The organism is Micromonospora endophytica (genome assembly GCF_003236305.1).
GTDB lineage: Bacteria > Actinomycetota > Actinomycetes > Mycobacteriales > Micromonosporaceae > Micromonospora > Micromonospora endophytica.
On record NZ_POTX01000163.1, the window covers coordinates 1 to 14029 of the forward strand.

General features: G+C 70.9%; 9 protein-coding genes. 3 read left to right on the top strand and 6 right to left on the bottom strand.

The window, feature by feature from the left end; translation table 11 throughout:
- The first annotated feature begins 277 nt into the window (after window positions 1-277).
- Entirely contained in the window at window positions 278-2173 is a 1896-nt protein-coding gene (locus C1I93_RS20990; protein ID WP_146603544.1) for a hypothetical protein, read from the top strand.
- 344 nt (window positions 2174-2517) lie between these two features.
- The gene (locus C1I93_RS20995) at window positions 2518-4131 is read left to right on the top strand and encodes a right-handed parallel beta-helix repeat-containing protein (RefSeq protein WP_111245013.1); all 1614 of its coding nucleotides are present in this window, start codon (window positions 2518-2520) and stop codon (window positions 4129-4131) included.
- A gap of 163 nt (window positions 4132-4294) precedes the next feature.
- On the opposite strand, the gene pulA is transcribed toward C1I93_RS20995, so the two are convergent.
- From pulA to C1I93_RS21025, 5 genes are all read right to left on the bottom strand, one after another.
- Complete coding sequence (gene pulA, locus C1I93_RS21000; protein ID WP_111245014.1) at window positions 4295-9784, bottom strand: pullulanase-type alpha-1,6-glucosidase; 5490 nt, start codon at window positions 9782-9784, stop codon at window positions 4295-4297.
- Window positions 9785-9998: 214 nt separating this feature from the next.
- Entirely contained in the window at window positions 9999-10733 is a 735-nt protein-coding gene (locus tag C1I93_RS32975) for a cellulose binding domain-containing protein (protein ID WP_146603545.1), read from the bottom strand.
- A gap of 91 nt (window positions 10734-10824) precedes the next feature.
- The gene (locus tag C1I93_RS31710) at window positions 10825-11595 is read right to left on the bottom strand and encodes a hypothetical protein (protein ID WP_181445260.1); all 771 of its coding nucleotides are present in this window, start codon (window positions 11593-11595) and stop codon (window positions 10825-10827) included.
- A gap of 96 nt (window positions 11596-11691) precedes the next feature.
- On the bottom strand, window positions 11692-12081 hold the full coding sequence (locus tag C1I93_RS21020; protein WP_111245018.1) for a DUF6841 family protein: 390 nt from the start codon (window positions 12079-12081) through the stop codon (window positions 11692-11694).
- A gap of 37 nt (window positions 12082-12118) precedes the next feature.
- Window positions 12119-12778 (bottom strand): hypothetical protein, encoded by a 660-nt coding sequence (locus C1I93_RS21025; protein WP_111245019.1) that lies wholly within the window; start codon window positions 12776-12778, stop codon window positions 12119-12121.
- 19 nt (window positions 12779-12797) lie between these two features.
- On the opposite strand from C1I93_RS21025, the gene C1I93_RS21030 reads away from it, so the two are divergent.
- Window positions 12798-12977 carry a hypothetical protein gene (locus C1I93_RS21030; RefSeq protein WP_181445261.1) on the top strand — a complete coding sequence of 60 codons (180 nt, stop codon included), beginning with the start codon at window positions 12798-12800 and terminating at the stop codon, window positions 12975-12977.
- 4 nt (window positions 12978-12981) lie between these two features.
- Here C1I93_RS21030 and C1I93_RS21035 read toward each other — a convergent pair.
- Window positions 12982-14029: right-handed parallel beta-helix repeat-containing protein (locus C1I93_RS21035; RefSeq protein ID WP_146603546.1), on the bottom strand; the 1048-nt coding region annotated here is incomplete at its 5' end.

Consider the following 14029-nt stretch of genomic DNA (forward strand, 5'->3'; position numbering starts at 1 on the left):
CACCCCGCCCCCACCTCACCGCCTAGTTGATCAAGAAGTTTGCGTCGGGATTTCCACGTGATCCCGACGCAAACTTCTTGATCAACGCGGGCGTGGGGGTGAGAGTGAGCGGCCAGGTTGTCCGGTACGAGGTAAATGCGGGCCTTTTTCGGATAAGTCCCCTGGGCGAGGATTCCTCTCCTACGGTGGTTATCAGAGCTGCAAGCCTTTTGTAGCTACTCGCACCGCTTTGGGCGGTGCGGGGCAGCCTGGTAACAGCAAAGGGGGGAAGACTCTGATGTCCAACGACGTGGCCGCTACCTACGGTGGGCCGCCTCCGACCCCGCCGGAACCAACGGGACCGCGCCGACGCAAACTCTGGATGGCCGCCGGCGTGGCCGGTCTTACCGGCGTCGTCGGTCTCGCCGCACTGGGCGGTGTGGCCGCCCGTGATCGGCAGAACGACGGGCAGGAGCACACCTCCGACGCGCAGCCGGCCACCGCGCCACAGCAGGATATCGGTGCCGCGCCCGACAAGGATGGCGTGCAGGAGGGTGCCCGGGGCGCCGAGTGGAGTGGTCGGGGCGGCCCGGGCGGTGAGCGGCCGGACCGGCCAACGGCGAAGCAGGTGCCCTGCGACAGCGACAAGCTCATCCAGGCCGTCACGTACGCCAACGCCAACCACGGCGGCATCCTGGAGCTGGCGCGGGGCTGCACGTACGAGTTGACCCGCTCCGACCGCGGCAACGGCCTGCCGGTGATCACGCAAGCGATCACGCTGGCCGGCCAGGACACCCGGATCGAGCGGGCGGCGAACGCCGACCCGTTCCGGATCCTCAACGTCGGCCGGGACGGCCATCTGACCCTCAGGAACGTGACGGTCACGGGTGGGCAAACCCCGGCAGACCTGATCGCCCTCCCGGTCAAGCCGAAGAGCAACCTCGGCCCGTTCGGTCAACTGGCGCCGGCCACATCGAAACCGGCGGCACCTCCGGCAGCGGCCCCGGGCGCGGCTCCGGCAGGCGCTCCCGCGCCGGCCCCGGCGGCGGTCAAACCGGCAGCTCCGAAGGTAGCAGCGGCCCCAGCAACGGCGGCAGTTCCAGAGGCAGCGGCAGCCCCGAAGGCAGCAGCAGGCCCGGCCGCCGCAGCGGCGACGGCTCCGAAAGCAACGGCGACGGCTCCGAAAGCAACAGCTCCGGCAGCACCGAAGGCAACAGCAGCCCCGGCTGCCGCGACGGCAGCGGCTCCGAAGGCGGCAGCAGCCCCGGCGGCAGCGGCGGCTCCGAAGGTCGGGGCTGGCCCTGGCGCCGAGAGCGTGGTGGGGCCGAGCGACGGTGCGGGCCTGCTCGTGCAGCGGGGTGGCCGAGCCGACATCGAGCACAGCAACTTCTCGACAAACCACTCGGGCGGCAACGGCGGGGCGGTGGCCAACTACGGGACCACCCGGCTCGCCCACACCATTGTCGAGCGCAACAGCGCAGCCGGCACCGGTGGCGGTGTCTTCAACACCGGCGTGTTGCGGGTGGAAGATTCCAAGGTGGTCGCCAACAGCGCCGGAGTCGGCGGTGGGGGCATCGGTAACGGCGTACCCCAGGACCGGACGAGTGTGCCGGGCGGCACCACCTGGGTGTGGCGGAGCACCATCAGCCACAACCGTACGGCCGGGATCGGCGGTGGCCTCCTGGACGTGGAGGGCACCACCACGATGAGCCAGAGCCAGGTCACCGACAACAACGCGAGCGTGGGTGGCGGCGGCATCGTCGCCTACCATCGCGGTCAGCTCGCCCTGGAACGGGTCCTGGTGGCCCGCAACTCCACCGACGGCGATGCCGGTGGCGTGGCTGTCAGCATCGAGAGCACCACAGTGATCGAGCAGAGCGCGATCAGGGAGAACGTCGCCGGAAATGCCGGCGGCGGACTGTACGCCTGGCATGGCGAGGTCGTGCTGCGGGACAGCGAGGTGGTGGCCAACCAGGCCATCGGCCAGCACTCGGTGGGCGGCGGCGGCATCGTCAACAACCTCGGTCGGGTACGCCTGGAGCGGTCCACCGTGGAGCACAATGTTTCGGTGGTGGCGCCAGGAGGAATAGCCACAGTCAACGACGGCGTCACCCTCGACCAGTCCGCCGTCACCGGGAACCGGCCGACCAACTGCGCCGGCAGCCCGACCATTCCGGAGCGTTGCTTCGGCTGACCCCGCCGAGTGCGGGCAACAGGGACAGCACGACCACATAGATCGGGGCTCCTCCGGACCGGCGACGGCGCGGAGGAGCCCCGAACCCTTTCCCGGTCCTGGCTGTTCGCCCGGGAAGAGCCTGGTCGTCCCGGAAATCCCCAGGTTCACTGCTAGACCGGTCTGGTGCCGGATCCACGCAGCCTGGCCATCTTCACCCCGAATGTGGGCTTATCTCGTTTATGCACCCGGAGCGAGGATCCTTCTCATACGGTGCTTCTGGGAGCTACAACCGATTTGTAGCAGGGGACGCTCACCTGCGCGTGACGACCCTGTCTGGCACGACGAGAGGGCAGAGAGCTCCGATGTCCAACTACCTAGCTAAGAACAACGCCGCCGAGTCGGGGGCGACGTCCAAGCGACGTCGCAAGCTCTGGCTCGTCAGCGGCGTCGCCGGTCTCACCGGCGTGGTCAGCATCGCCGCAGTCGGTGTCGCCGCTGCCGCCGGCGCGGTCGGCACCGAGGGTCTGCGCTGGTCCACCGCCCAGCAGGTCAGCAAGGACGGCGACCTGGGCGCGGCGGAGCGCGAGGGACACAAGGGCAAGAAGGGTGAACCCGAGCGCCGCGGGGAGGAGCGCGGGAAGGAGGTGCCCTGCGACTCCGACAAGCTCATCCAGGCGATCGTCTACGCCAACGAGAACCACGGCGGCGTGCTGGAACTGGCCCGGGACTGCACGTACACGTTGACCCGGTCCGACGAGCACGGCAACGGCCTGCCGGTGATCACGGAGAACGTCGTACTCAAGGGGCACGACACCAAGATCGTCCGGGACGCCGGGGCCCGTCACTTCCGGATCCTCACGGTGGGCCGGGGCGGGCACCTGACCGCGAAGGGCCTGACCATCAAGAATGGCCAGACCGTGCGGAGTCTCCTGCGCGGCGAGACCGCGGAGGGGGCGTGGTCGCGGTTCTCGAACTCGGTCGAGGCGACCAAGGCCGCCGAGGCCAGCCAGGCGTACCTGCCGTTGTTGCAGGCCAAGCCGAAGGGCGAGGCGCTCAAGGCCGCGCAGGCCAAGACCGAGGCGACGACGCTCGTCGACGGCGGTCCGCACGCCGGCGGCGGGGTCCTGGTCCACTCCGGTGGCACCGCGACGTTCGAGGAGAGCCACATCGTGGGCAACCAGGCCGGCGGCCTCGGCGGCGGTCTCGCCAACTTCGGCCGGACCAGCCTCCACCACACCACCGTCGCCGACAACACCGCCTTCTTCTACGGCGGCGGCATCTTCAACGCCGGCGTCCTGGAGGTCCGCGAGTCGCGGGTCAGCAACAACGAAGCCGCCATCGGCGGCGGTGGCGTCGCCAACGGGGCGGCGTTCATCTTCGGCCGGGACATCGACGGCGGCACCGTCACGATCGAGAGGGCCGAGGTCACCGACAACGAGGCGCTCGGCTTCGGTGGCGGCCTGCTCGACATCGAGGGCACCAGCGCCGTCCGGCACTCCAAGATCGCCAACAACACGGCGCTCCTCGCCGGTGGCGGGGTGGCCGCGGCCGGTGACAGCAACTTCGAGCTGTCGCACGTCGAGATCGCCGGCAACTCCACGGTCGGCGTCGGTGGCGGCCTCACCCTGGCGCTGGGCGCGATCGCCAACGTCGAGGAGAGCAAGATCGTCACCAACAAGGCGGGCTTCTTCGGCGGTGGCGTGTTCACCGTGCTCAGCGAGGCCACCTTCCGCAAGAGCGAGATCAGCGCCAACCGGGCAGTCGGCCCGCTGGGCGTCGGCGGCGGCGTGTTCAACGTCCTCGCCGAGATCGACCTGGACAAGACACGGGTCGCGCACAACTTCGCGACCCTCCGCCCGGGCGGTGTGTTCAACTTCCTGGGCGAGGTCAACGTGGACGACAAGTCGGCCATCACGGCCAACAAGCCGACCAACTGCGAGGGCTCGCTGACTCCGGTCCCCCGCTGCTTCGGCTGACCGCCTGACGGACGGCCACCCGGCCGCACCTACAGGCCATCGGCCCCCTCCCGCTCCGGCGGGAGGGGGCCCTTCGCGCCCGCCGATCTAGGGGTCATCGTCGTCCTTGGAGATCAACATACGACGATTGCCCCTAGATCGGCGAGGCTGGCGGCGGGGGGGGTTACCGCTGCACGAAGATGGCCACGCTGCGGGCGGGCACGGTGAACGTGCCGGTCGACGTGTCGAACGCGGCGGTACGCAGCACCGGGTCGGCCGAGGACCGCAGCACCGGGTGCAACGCCACGTCGGCGCCGCGCAGCCCGGCGACCCGCTGGGTGGCCGACGTCGGGGTGCCGTTGAAGACCACCGTCACCGACTTCCAGGCTCCGTCGAGACCACTGGCGTCGAGGGTCATGGTCAGCACCCCCGGCGTCTCCTTGGGGCCGGAGAGCGGGAAGGCCACCCGCTTCTGCACCGCACCCGCGGTGGGCAGGCCGAACACCGGTGTGGAGGCCCGGATCCGCAGCAGTTCGGCATAGCGGGCGTCGGTCAACTCGATCGCCGCGCAGTCCGGCACCAGCTTCGGGTCGGCCAGCAGCGGCTTCGCGTACGGCCACTTGTCCCGGTTGTCCTCGGCCGGCGGCAACCCGATGCCGAACCCGTTGCCCTGCGCGCAGTCCCACCGGATCTGGTTGAACCAGTCCCCCGAGTTGTACGAGTTGCGGTCCAGCGACTTGGACCGCAGCCGCTCGGTGCCGGTGGTGACGAAACCCGCGCCCTGGCCCAGCAGCACAGTGCTCAACGCGAGCACCTGCATCCGGGCCCGGTCCGCCGCCGAGGTGCCCTGCGGCAGCTTGTAGGCCAGCGCGTCGTACAGGATCTCGTTGTCGTGCGCGTCGACGTAGGTGACCGCCTCCCCCGGCGCGGCGGTGTAACCGGCTGGTGAGCCGTTGTAGTCGACCTGTTCACCGGTGACGGTCCGGCCCGTCGAGTCGGTGAAGCGGTAGCCGCGCAGGTTGCCGGCGAGCCCAACCTTGATCAGGTCGTGCTGGTGCAGCAGCCGGGTCCGCTGCTCGGCTGGCGTACCGTTCACCGGATCGCCGTTGGGGTCGCTGAACAGCCCGGAGGCGAAGCCCTGCTGGCGGGGGTTCTCGTCGAAGGGTCCGCCGCCGCGTACCGCGTCGCGCAGCCGGTCGTTGAAAGTGCCGATACCGGTGCCGGCCATGTTGGCCTGGGTGGCCTGCACGAACCGGGCGTCGTCGGCCACCTCGCCGAAGTTCCAACCCTCGCCGTAGAGCAGGATCTTCTTGCCGTCCACGCCGTCGCGGGCCACCGTCAGCTTGTCCAACGCCTGGCGCACGGCCAGGATGTTGGCCTTCGGGTGGTGGCCCATCAGGTCGAACCGGAACCCGTCCACCTTGTACGCGGTGGCCCAGGTGACGAGCGAGTCGACCACCAGCTTGCCCATCATGGCGTGTTCCGGGGCGGTGTTGGCGCAGCAGGTGGAGGTGGCCACCAACCCGTCGTCGAGCAGCCGGTGGTAGTAGCCGGGCACGATCTGGTCGAGCACCGACTTGGGATCGGTGCCGGCGGCCGACGTGTGGTTGTAGACCACGTCCATGACCACCCGCAGCCCGGCCGCGTTGACTCCGGCGACCAGCTGCCGGAATTCGGTGGTACGTGCCGCGCCCTGCGGGTCGACCGCGTACCCGCCTTCGGGGACGGTGTAGTGCAGCGGGTCGTACCCCCAGTTGTAGCCGTCGGTGTCGCGCACCGCGCCGACGCACTCCTGCTGGCGCTCGGAGTCCGGGGGCAGGGCGGCCAGGTCGCAGTCCGGTTGCCGCTGGTCAGTCCGGCGTTCGGGGATGGTGGCGAAGTCGAACGCGGGCAGCAGGTGCAGGTGGGTCACCCCGGCGTCGCTTATCGCCTTCAGGTGCCGCATCCCGGCGGTGCCGGGGTCGGTGAAGGCGAGGAAGGTGCCGCGCCGCTGCGCCGGCACGCTGGTGTCGGCGATGGAGAAGTCGCGTACCGACAGCTCGGAGATCTGCACCTTGGCGTTCGGTACGGCGGCCGGCTTGCGCAGCGTCGACCAGCCGGCCGGGGCCAGCTTCGGGTCGGTCAGGTCGACGATCTGGCTGTGCGTGGAATCCGCCGCCAACGCCACCGAGTACGGGTCGGTCACCGAGGCGGTCACCAACTCCTGCGCGGCGGGTTGCCACGCCTGCACCCGGTAGCGGTAGTACTTTCCGGTCCAGTCGCGCGTCCCGCGTACCGACCAGATGCCGGTGCGGTCGTCGCGGCGCATCGCCACCGTGCGCGGCGTCGCGGTGGGCGAGTCGAACAGCTCCAGCGACACGGTCCGGGCGCTCGGCGCCCACACCGCCAGACTCGGTACGCCACCGGAGAAGGTCGGCCCGAGCGCGGCGGTGGTGGCCGGGGCGTACACGTCGTCGAGCACGCCCGGGATCTGCACGCCGGTGGCGCCGAGCAGGGTGCCGTCGGCGGCCCGCTCGGTCACCAGGAGCTGGCCGCGCAGCGCGGCCGGCACCTTGCCCAGGTCGCGCCGGTCCAGGGTGAAGGTCCGGTGGTCCCACAGGTGCGGGAAGGCCGCGCGCTGGGCCTCGGTGAGCCCGTTGCGCTGCGCGGTCAACGGCACCGAGGTGTACGTCCCGACCAGCTCGCCGTCGACCACCCGCACCCCGCCGACCGGCGCGGTCACCAGCGCGTACGCCTTCCCGTCGGTGGGTCCGGTGCGCCAGGCCACAGTGGACCTGTCGATCCAGTGCGCCCGCTGCTTGCTGATGTCGGTGTCCGTGCCGGTGCCGGTGGCTGTCGACGGCAGCAGCCGGCCCGGGGTGGCGGCCAGCAACCAGACCTCGCGGCCGGCCTCGGCGAAGTCTAGCCGCTGGTCCTGCGGCAGGTCCTTCTCGTCGCCGGAGTGGATGATATAGCTGAGCCCGGTCGCGCCCTCGGCCAGCGGCACCCGGAACTCCGCGCCGTACGGGTCGATCCGGGTCGGCGGCATCGGCCGGGCCCAGTCGGTGGGGTTGGCCGCGCCGTCCCACAGGTGCAGGCCCCAGCCGTCGTAGTTGCCGTCCGGGCGGCGATAGTGGATCACCGCGGTGCCCTCCTCGACCGGCGGCGCGGGCGCTCCGGCGGCCTCCTCCCGGCTCGGGTAGGTCGCCGGGTCGCCCTGCTTCACCCAGACCTCGCCGGTCTGCGTCACGTCCACGGTCCGGTCGTTGTCGACGTCCTTGTTGCCGTCGGCGTCGACCACCAGGAACCCTACCGACTTCGCGCCCGGCTTCAGTTTCACCCAGGCGAACCGCCCGTAGGAGTCGGTGCCGGCGAACGGCTGTCCCTGCGGCCACTGCGTGGCGTACTCCGGGTCGATGTCGCCCCAGGCGTACAGGCCCCAGTCGGTGTAGTCGCCGTCGGGCCGCTGGTGGTGCACCACCAGCCAGTCCCGCGACGAGCCGGCCAGCTCCGGGGTGCCGACGGTGGCGCTGGAGCGGGCGGTGGCGGTACGGCCCCGGCCGTCGCGGACCACCGCCAGGTAGTCGACAGCCGTGCCGGCGGCCAGCCCGGTCAGGTCGTGGTGCACGGTGTACGGCGTGCGGTGCGCCGAGCCGAGCAGCGTCCACTTCCCGCCGGCGACCCGCGCGGCCATCGTGACGGTGGCCAGCGGGTCACCGGTGACCTGCGCGGTGACCTCGGCCCGGGTGGCCGGCGGCGCGTCCGGGGCGGTGATGGCCAGGCGCGGCTTGGCGGCGGGCAGGGCGACAGGTGCGCCGGCCCGGTGCACCACCGCCGACAGCGGCGGCACGGTCACGGTCAGCTTGCCGTCGCCGGCGGCGACCGGCCGCCCGCTGCTGCCGTAGAGGCCGGTGAAGGTGGCGCCGGCCGACCAGGTGTCCACTGTGACAGTCTGCGCGGTCGCGGCGTTGTTCACCGCCACCAGGTACTCGGTGCGGTTGTCCGGATCGAACCGGGAGAAGGCGAAGACGCCGGGGCCGTCGGCGGCGTGCCGGGTGACCTGCACGCCGTCGCGCAGCGCCGGGTGCGCCTGGCGCAGCCGGCCCAGCTCCGCGACGGAACGGTAGAGCGGGTGGGCGCGGTCGAACTGGTCCTGCGCGTGGGTGCGGTCGGTGCCGAGCAGGTCGTCGTCGAGATAGTCAGCGGTACGCGAGGCGAACATGGGCTGCCGGGCGTCCTTGTCCCCGCCGGGGCCGGTGAAGCCCTGCTCGTCGCCGGAATAGATCACCGGTTGGCCGCGGGTGAGGAACATCAGCTCGTGGGCGAGCTGGTCGCGGCGTAGGTGGGTGGCGGGGTCGGTGGGGCCGTTGGCGATGAACGAGCCGATCCGACCCATGTCGTGGTTGCCGAGAAAGGTGGTCAGCCGGCCGGCGTGGGTGTCCCGGGCGGCGTACAGGTCGTCGCGGGCGTACAGGTCGGCCAGGGCCTTGGCGGAGCCGTTGTCGGCGGTGAAGGCGCGGGCCGCCTCCTGGAAGCCGAAGTCGAGGGTGGCGTCCAGGCCACCCTGGCGTACGTAGTCGGAGGTGATCTCCGGGTCGGCGCTGTAGACCTCGCCGAACATGAAGAAGTCCGGCTTGCCGGCGCGGGCGGCGGCCTGCTGGACGCCCTGGCTGAACTGCGGCCAGAAGTCCATGTTGACGTGCTTGACGGTGTCCAGCCGGAACCCGTCGACACCGGTGTCGCGGACCCAGTCGGCGTAGATCTTCGTCATCCCCCGGACCACCTCGGGACGCTCGGTCCACAGGTCGTCGAGACCGAAGAAGTCGCCGTACTCGCTGTTCTCACCGACGAACGTGGAGTCACCGCGGTTGTGGTACATGGTCGGGTCGTTCAGCCACGCCGGAACCTTGACCTTCGCGTCGCCGGCGGTCTCGAAGGTCGGGGTGTACGGGAAGGAGTCCCGGTTCACCGTCGGAAAGGGGCGGCTGCCGTCGGCGTAGTGGCGGTCCTCGAACGGCCGCCCCTGGGCGTCGCGGAACGGCGCGGTCGCCTTGTCGACGTAGGTGTACGTGTCCTCGGCGTAACTGATCACGTCGGCGGTGTGGTTGACGATGACGTCGAGGTAGATCTTGATGCCGCGCCGGTGTGCGAGCTGGACCAGCTTCTTCAGGTCGGCGGCGCTGCCGAAGTGCGGATCGACCTGGGTGAAGTCGGTGATCCAGTAGCCGTGGTAGCCGGCCGAGACGTCATCGCCCTCGCCCTGCACCGGTCGGTTGGCGAACACCGGGGCGAGCCAGATGGCGGTGGTGCCGAGCCCCTCGATGTAGTCCAGCCGGTCGATCAGTCCCTTGAGGTCGCCGCCCTGGTAGAAGCCCTTGTCGGTGGGGTCGTACCCGGTGCGCAGCCGGTCTCCGGTGAGGCCGCCCCGGTCGTTGCGGGGGTCGCCGTTGGCGAACCGGTCCGGCAGGACGAAGTAGAACTGTTCGGCCCGGCTCCGGTCGGTGCCGGCGGCCAGGAGCGCGGCGGCGGAGGGCTCGGTGGACCAGGTGACGGCGCCGGTGGCACTGCGCGCGGTGGACGCGGCGGCCTGGGCGGGACCGGCCGGACCCACCGCGACCGGCGTGCCGACCAGGGTGAGGGTGAGCAGGAAGACGAGGGCGAGCAGGGCCTTGCGCGGTATCGGCGGGGGTTTCATCGACGGCCTTCCTCTGGTCGCTGATTGGCCCGCACGCTAGCCCTTGCCGAAACATTCTGCAATACCTTGCAAACCCAGTCGCAACAATGCCGACACTTGCGCAAGACTGCGCTTCTGTTGCGGATCGCCCCGTTTGTCCGCGCGGCCGCTCCGCAGCCGGGTCGGGGTCAGAGACAGGCCTGTCCGGGTGGCCGCGCCGCGGACGGGCCGGGGGTCAGAGACCGGCGCAGCTCCGGCCGGAGATCGTGCAACTCGCCGGGCGCGGATCAGCGGATTCGATGTGGAAGCGCAGCAGCACCGAGGCGCCGGCGCCCAGGTCCGGACCGCTGCGATAGGTGAACGTGCCCTGGCGCTCGCTCAACGTCCCCTGTGTAGTGCCTTCCAACCAGGCGGTGACCAACCGACCGCCCGGGTAATCCAGGCGCGCCACCCAGCCCAGGTCACTGCGTGCGGCGTTGCGGATCGACAGCTCGCCGATGAAGCCGCCCGGGAACGTCTGCATCACCCGGTACTGCGCCTCCAGCGGCGGCAGGGCGGGCGGGGCCGGCGGCGCCACGGACGGTGGCGCGCTGTTCTGCGGCGGTGCCGGAGGATTCGTCTGCGGCGCAGCCTCGGCCGGCGGCTCCGGCGTGGCCGAGGCGGAACCGGACGGGATCGGCGGGTCGGTCCGGCGGGGGGAGAGCCCGGGTACGGCCGGGGCCGGCGCCGGCTCCTCCGCGCCCGCCCGACCCGCCGACGACGCCTGGTCCATCGGCACCGGCGGCGCCACCAGCGGTGGCCCCGGCGGCACCGGGTTGAAGTCCGGCCCGGGTGAGCGGTACGCCCTGATGGAGATGCCGAGCAGCACCAGCATCACGACGACACCGAGCGACACCAGAATCCAGGGAGTGGACACCACGGCGACCGGGCCGGATGGAAACTCTCGGGAAGCGCGGCGCATACCGGACATGTCTCTCCTCAGCAGGCAGCCCGGTCAGCGTAGCGATCAAGGGCGGCACCCGGAAGTACCGGACAAAGACCCAGCAGTCCTAACAGTACGCTCAACCCGTTCCACATGGTGATCCGTTGAGCACGCAGCCGAGCGGATAGTCGCCGCCACCGGTGCGGCTGACCCGCAACTGCACCGTCTGCGTCACCCCGGCCGCCAACGGCTTACTGCCGCTGAGCAGGTATCTTCCCCCGCCCTTGATGGACACCGAAACCCCCGGCCCACTGGAGGCCCGGAGGCCGGTGACCTCGGCGCTGAACGCCAGATCGAGCTGCCACTCGATCGGGCCGCCGGTGCCGTTGCGTACCACCAACTCGGCCTGGATGGAGTCCGCGTCAGCGCTCTGTAGTCGGTAGCTTGCGGTCAGCACACCGGTGTCGGGGGCCGCCGGGGCCGGCGCGGACGTGGTGCTGGCCGGTGACCGGCTGGGATCCGTTCCGGAGGCTCCGGTAACCGACGGCGACGGCACCGGCGACGTGGGCGCGACAGGCGTGGTCGAGCCGCTCGGTGTGGCCGGCAGCTGGCCGGTCGGCCCGGCCGCGCTCGGCGGCCCGGCCGGATCGGACGCGTCGACGGAGTTCGTGGCATCCGGTAGGACCGGAAGGACCATCGGCGGACCGGCGGACCATGTCGCGGGCCGCTCCGGACCACGGAAGGCCAGGGCCGCCACCACCAGCAGCACCGCAAGCACTGAGACACCGACCAGGAGCACCACCCAGGGTGCGGAGGCGATCATCCTGGGCCACTGCCAACGGCGGGTTGTCTCGCCGCTCTCGTCGCCGGTCTGGTCACCGGTCTGGTCAGCGGCCGGCTGCACGGACATCTGGTCCCCCTGTCGTCACCGAGGCGACAGCCTAGTGGACGGACGGATCTCCGGAACAGCGCGTGACAGCGACCCGACGGCGACGGCCGGAACACCTCAGCCGGTGCGGACCACGGTGCAGATCACCGGCCCGTCGTCGGTGCTGCGCAGCAGGTAGCGGTACCGTTCGCCGGGCACCTGCCGACCCTGGCTGTCCAGGAACTCCCACCGCACGGCGACCAGCGTGAGCAGGGCGGAGATCTCCTGCACCTGCTCGATGTCGGCGTGCGCGGCGACCAACTTCCGCTCGGCGTACTCCGGCGCCGCGCCCACGAAGGACAGTGCGACCGCCGCGGGCGAGGTGAACGAGAAGCTGTAGGTGTCGGCGACCACCAACCCGGGCAGGGCGTAGCAGCCGGCGATCGCGGGCAGGTCGCCGGCGGTGAGCGCCACACCGTACCGGTCGAAGAAGTCGGACAGCGTGTCGAGATCGGTGGAGGCAGTCACGTCGCAAGCAATTGCCACCACGCCCGGCGGCCAAACCTCAGCGCGGCGGGATCCGCACCTCGATCTCACTGCCCAGCCGGGCCCCACCGTGCAGGCCGAGATCGTCGCCGCTCCAGAACCGGCCCGGGTCGTACCAGTTCGGTCGGCGGCCGGCCGGCAGCAGGCCCATCGCCTCGTAGGTGACCGCCACTACCTCCGCGCAGTACGCCGTCTCCAAGGTCCGCTCGGCCACCGCCGGGCTCGGCTGCCGCCGGCCGCGCACCGGCAGGCGAGCGCTGGGCACCCGCCCGCGCAGCCACCGCCAGGCCAGTTGGGCGGTGGACGGGAACGGGGTGCCGTCCAGCCGCGCGATGGTCCGCAACACCGACTGTTCCATCGCCGCGTCCGCCGGTGGGTCGAGCTGACGCAACCAGGCCCGCTGACCGTACCGATTGGCCCAGACGCACACCGCGTCTCGCAGGTCGTGCAGCTGCACACCGCGCTGGTGGGTGCCGGTCCACAGGTCCGGCAGCGATCTGCCCAGCTCGGCGTGCCACATCAGCGGCGGCATGTCGTCCAGGACCACCGCCATGCCCACATGGTTGACCGGGCTGTTCGTGGTGAACTGGATGGCCCGGTCGGGCACGCTTCGACCTCGGAAGACCCACACGTCGCCGGTACGGGTCAGCTCCACCGCCTCGTCCAGGCTGATGCTCATAGGGGACTACCCTAGGCGGATGCGGCAACGGATGCGGTGGTGGAAGGTCCTCGGACTGGCCGGGCTGGCGGGCGTCGCGGCCTCCGGCGTGGTGATCGCCCGAGCCGAGCGGCGGCGGCGCACGTACACCCCGGAGGAGATCCGCGCCCGACTCCTCGACCGGCACGCGGAGGCCACCGCCAACCCACCTGGCGACTGATCCTCTAGTCCACGTCGGTGTGGTTGCGGGTCCAGCGACCACCGACCGGGCGGCTGTCGCAGCGCAGCGCGCCCTCGGCGTTGCCGGCCAGGTCGTTCTCCTCGACCCGACAGGAGACGCAGGTGCCCCGCTCGGTGACCCAGATGCCGTAGCCCTGGGTCGGTTCCGAGCTGTTGTCCCAGATCCGGTTGCCGCGTACCGTCGCGGAATCGAAGTGCGCGTTGACGGTGATGCCGGCCCGGACCGGTGCCGGCGCGGGCAACTCGTACGCCGCCCCGGGCGGCGGGACGTCCTCGTTCCACGCGTTCTCCGCGTCCGGCCGCAGATCGGCCAGGGCCAGATCGGTGTCGGTGTTCCCCACCACCACCGCGAGCCGGGAGCCCACCCGCAGGATCTTTCCCCGGTGCCCGTCGGCACGCCAGCACGCGGAGCGGTCCGTCATGGCGCGGCGGGCGTACCAGACCGACTCTCCGCTGCCGGTGGCCGCCGCCTCGCACTGCCGGCCGTTGTTGCGGATCCGGTTGTCGACGAACATCGCGTCCACCATCGGCCGGTCGACCCGGATCGCGTCCAAGCCGTTGTCCCAGAAGTCGTTTCCGTCGATGACGATCTCCGCCGCCGGGCCCTGGTAACCGTCACCCAGGTCGTGCTGGTGGTAGCCGTGTCCACCGTTGCCACTGATCCGGTTGCCCCGGATGGTGTACGCCCCGGGCGTGTTGCCCACGCTGATGCCGTCCCGGACGTTGCGGTCGATCACGCAGTCGGTGAGGATGCCGCCCCGGCCCGCGACTCCCGCGGTGCCGTTGCCGGAGATGTCGAAACCGGCCTCCAGGTTGCCGGTGATCGTGCATCCGGAGACGATCAGCCCGTCGGCTCCCCAGTCGGAGATGCCGAACCGGTTGGCCTGGCTGTGGCAGCCGATGATGCGGTATCCACGCGGCGGCTCCCAGTACGGCTTCTGCAACTCCAGGAAGATTCCATTGGTGCCGTTGCCGAGCGTGGTGCAGTTGGTGATGGTGCAACGCTCCACCGCCCCCCAACCCCCCACACCG

Bases quoted from the DNA above. Each gene is read 5' to 3' on its own strand.
- C1I93_RS20990 (WP_146603544.1), top strand. From the start codon at position 278: ATGTCCAACGACGTGGCCGCTACCTACGGTGGGCCGCCTCCGACCCCG.
- C1I93_RS20995 (WP_111245013.1), top strand. From the start codon at position 2,518: ATGTCCAACTACCTAGCTAAGAACAACGCCGCCGAGTCGGGGGCGACG.
- pulA (WP_111245014.1), bottom strand. From the start codon at position 9,784: ATGAAACCCCCGCCGATACCGCGCAAGGCCCTGCTCGCCCTCGTCTTC.
- C1I93_RS32975 (WP_146603545.1), bottom strand. From the start codon at position 10,733: ATGTCCGGTATGCGCCGCGCTTCCCGAGAGTTTCCATCCGGCCCGGTC.
- C1I93_RS31710 (WP_181445260.1), bottom strand. From the start codon at position 11,595: ATGTCCGTGCAGCCGGCCGCTGACCAGACCGGTGACCAGACCGGCGAC.
- C1I93_RS21025 (WP_111245019.1), bottom strand. From the start codon at position 12,778: ATGAGCATCAGCCTGGACGAGGCGGTGGAGCTGACCCGTACCGGCGAC.
- C1I93_RS21030 (WP_181445261.1), top strand. From the start codon at position 12,798: ATGCGGCAACGGATGCGGTGGTGGAAGGTCCTCGGACTGGCCGGGCTG.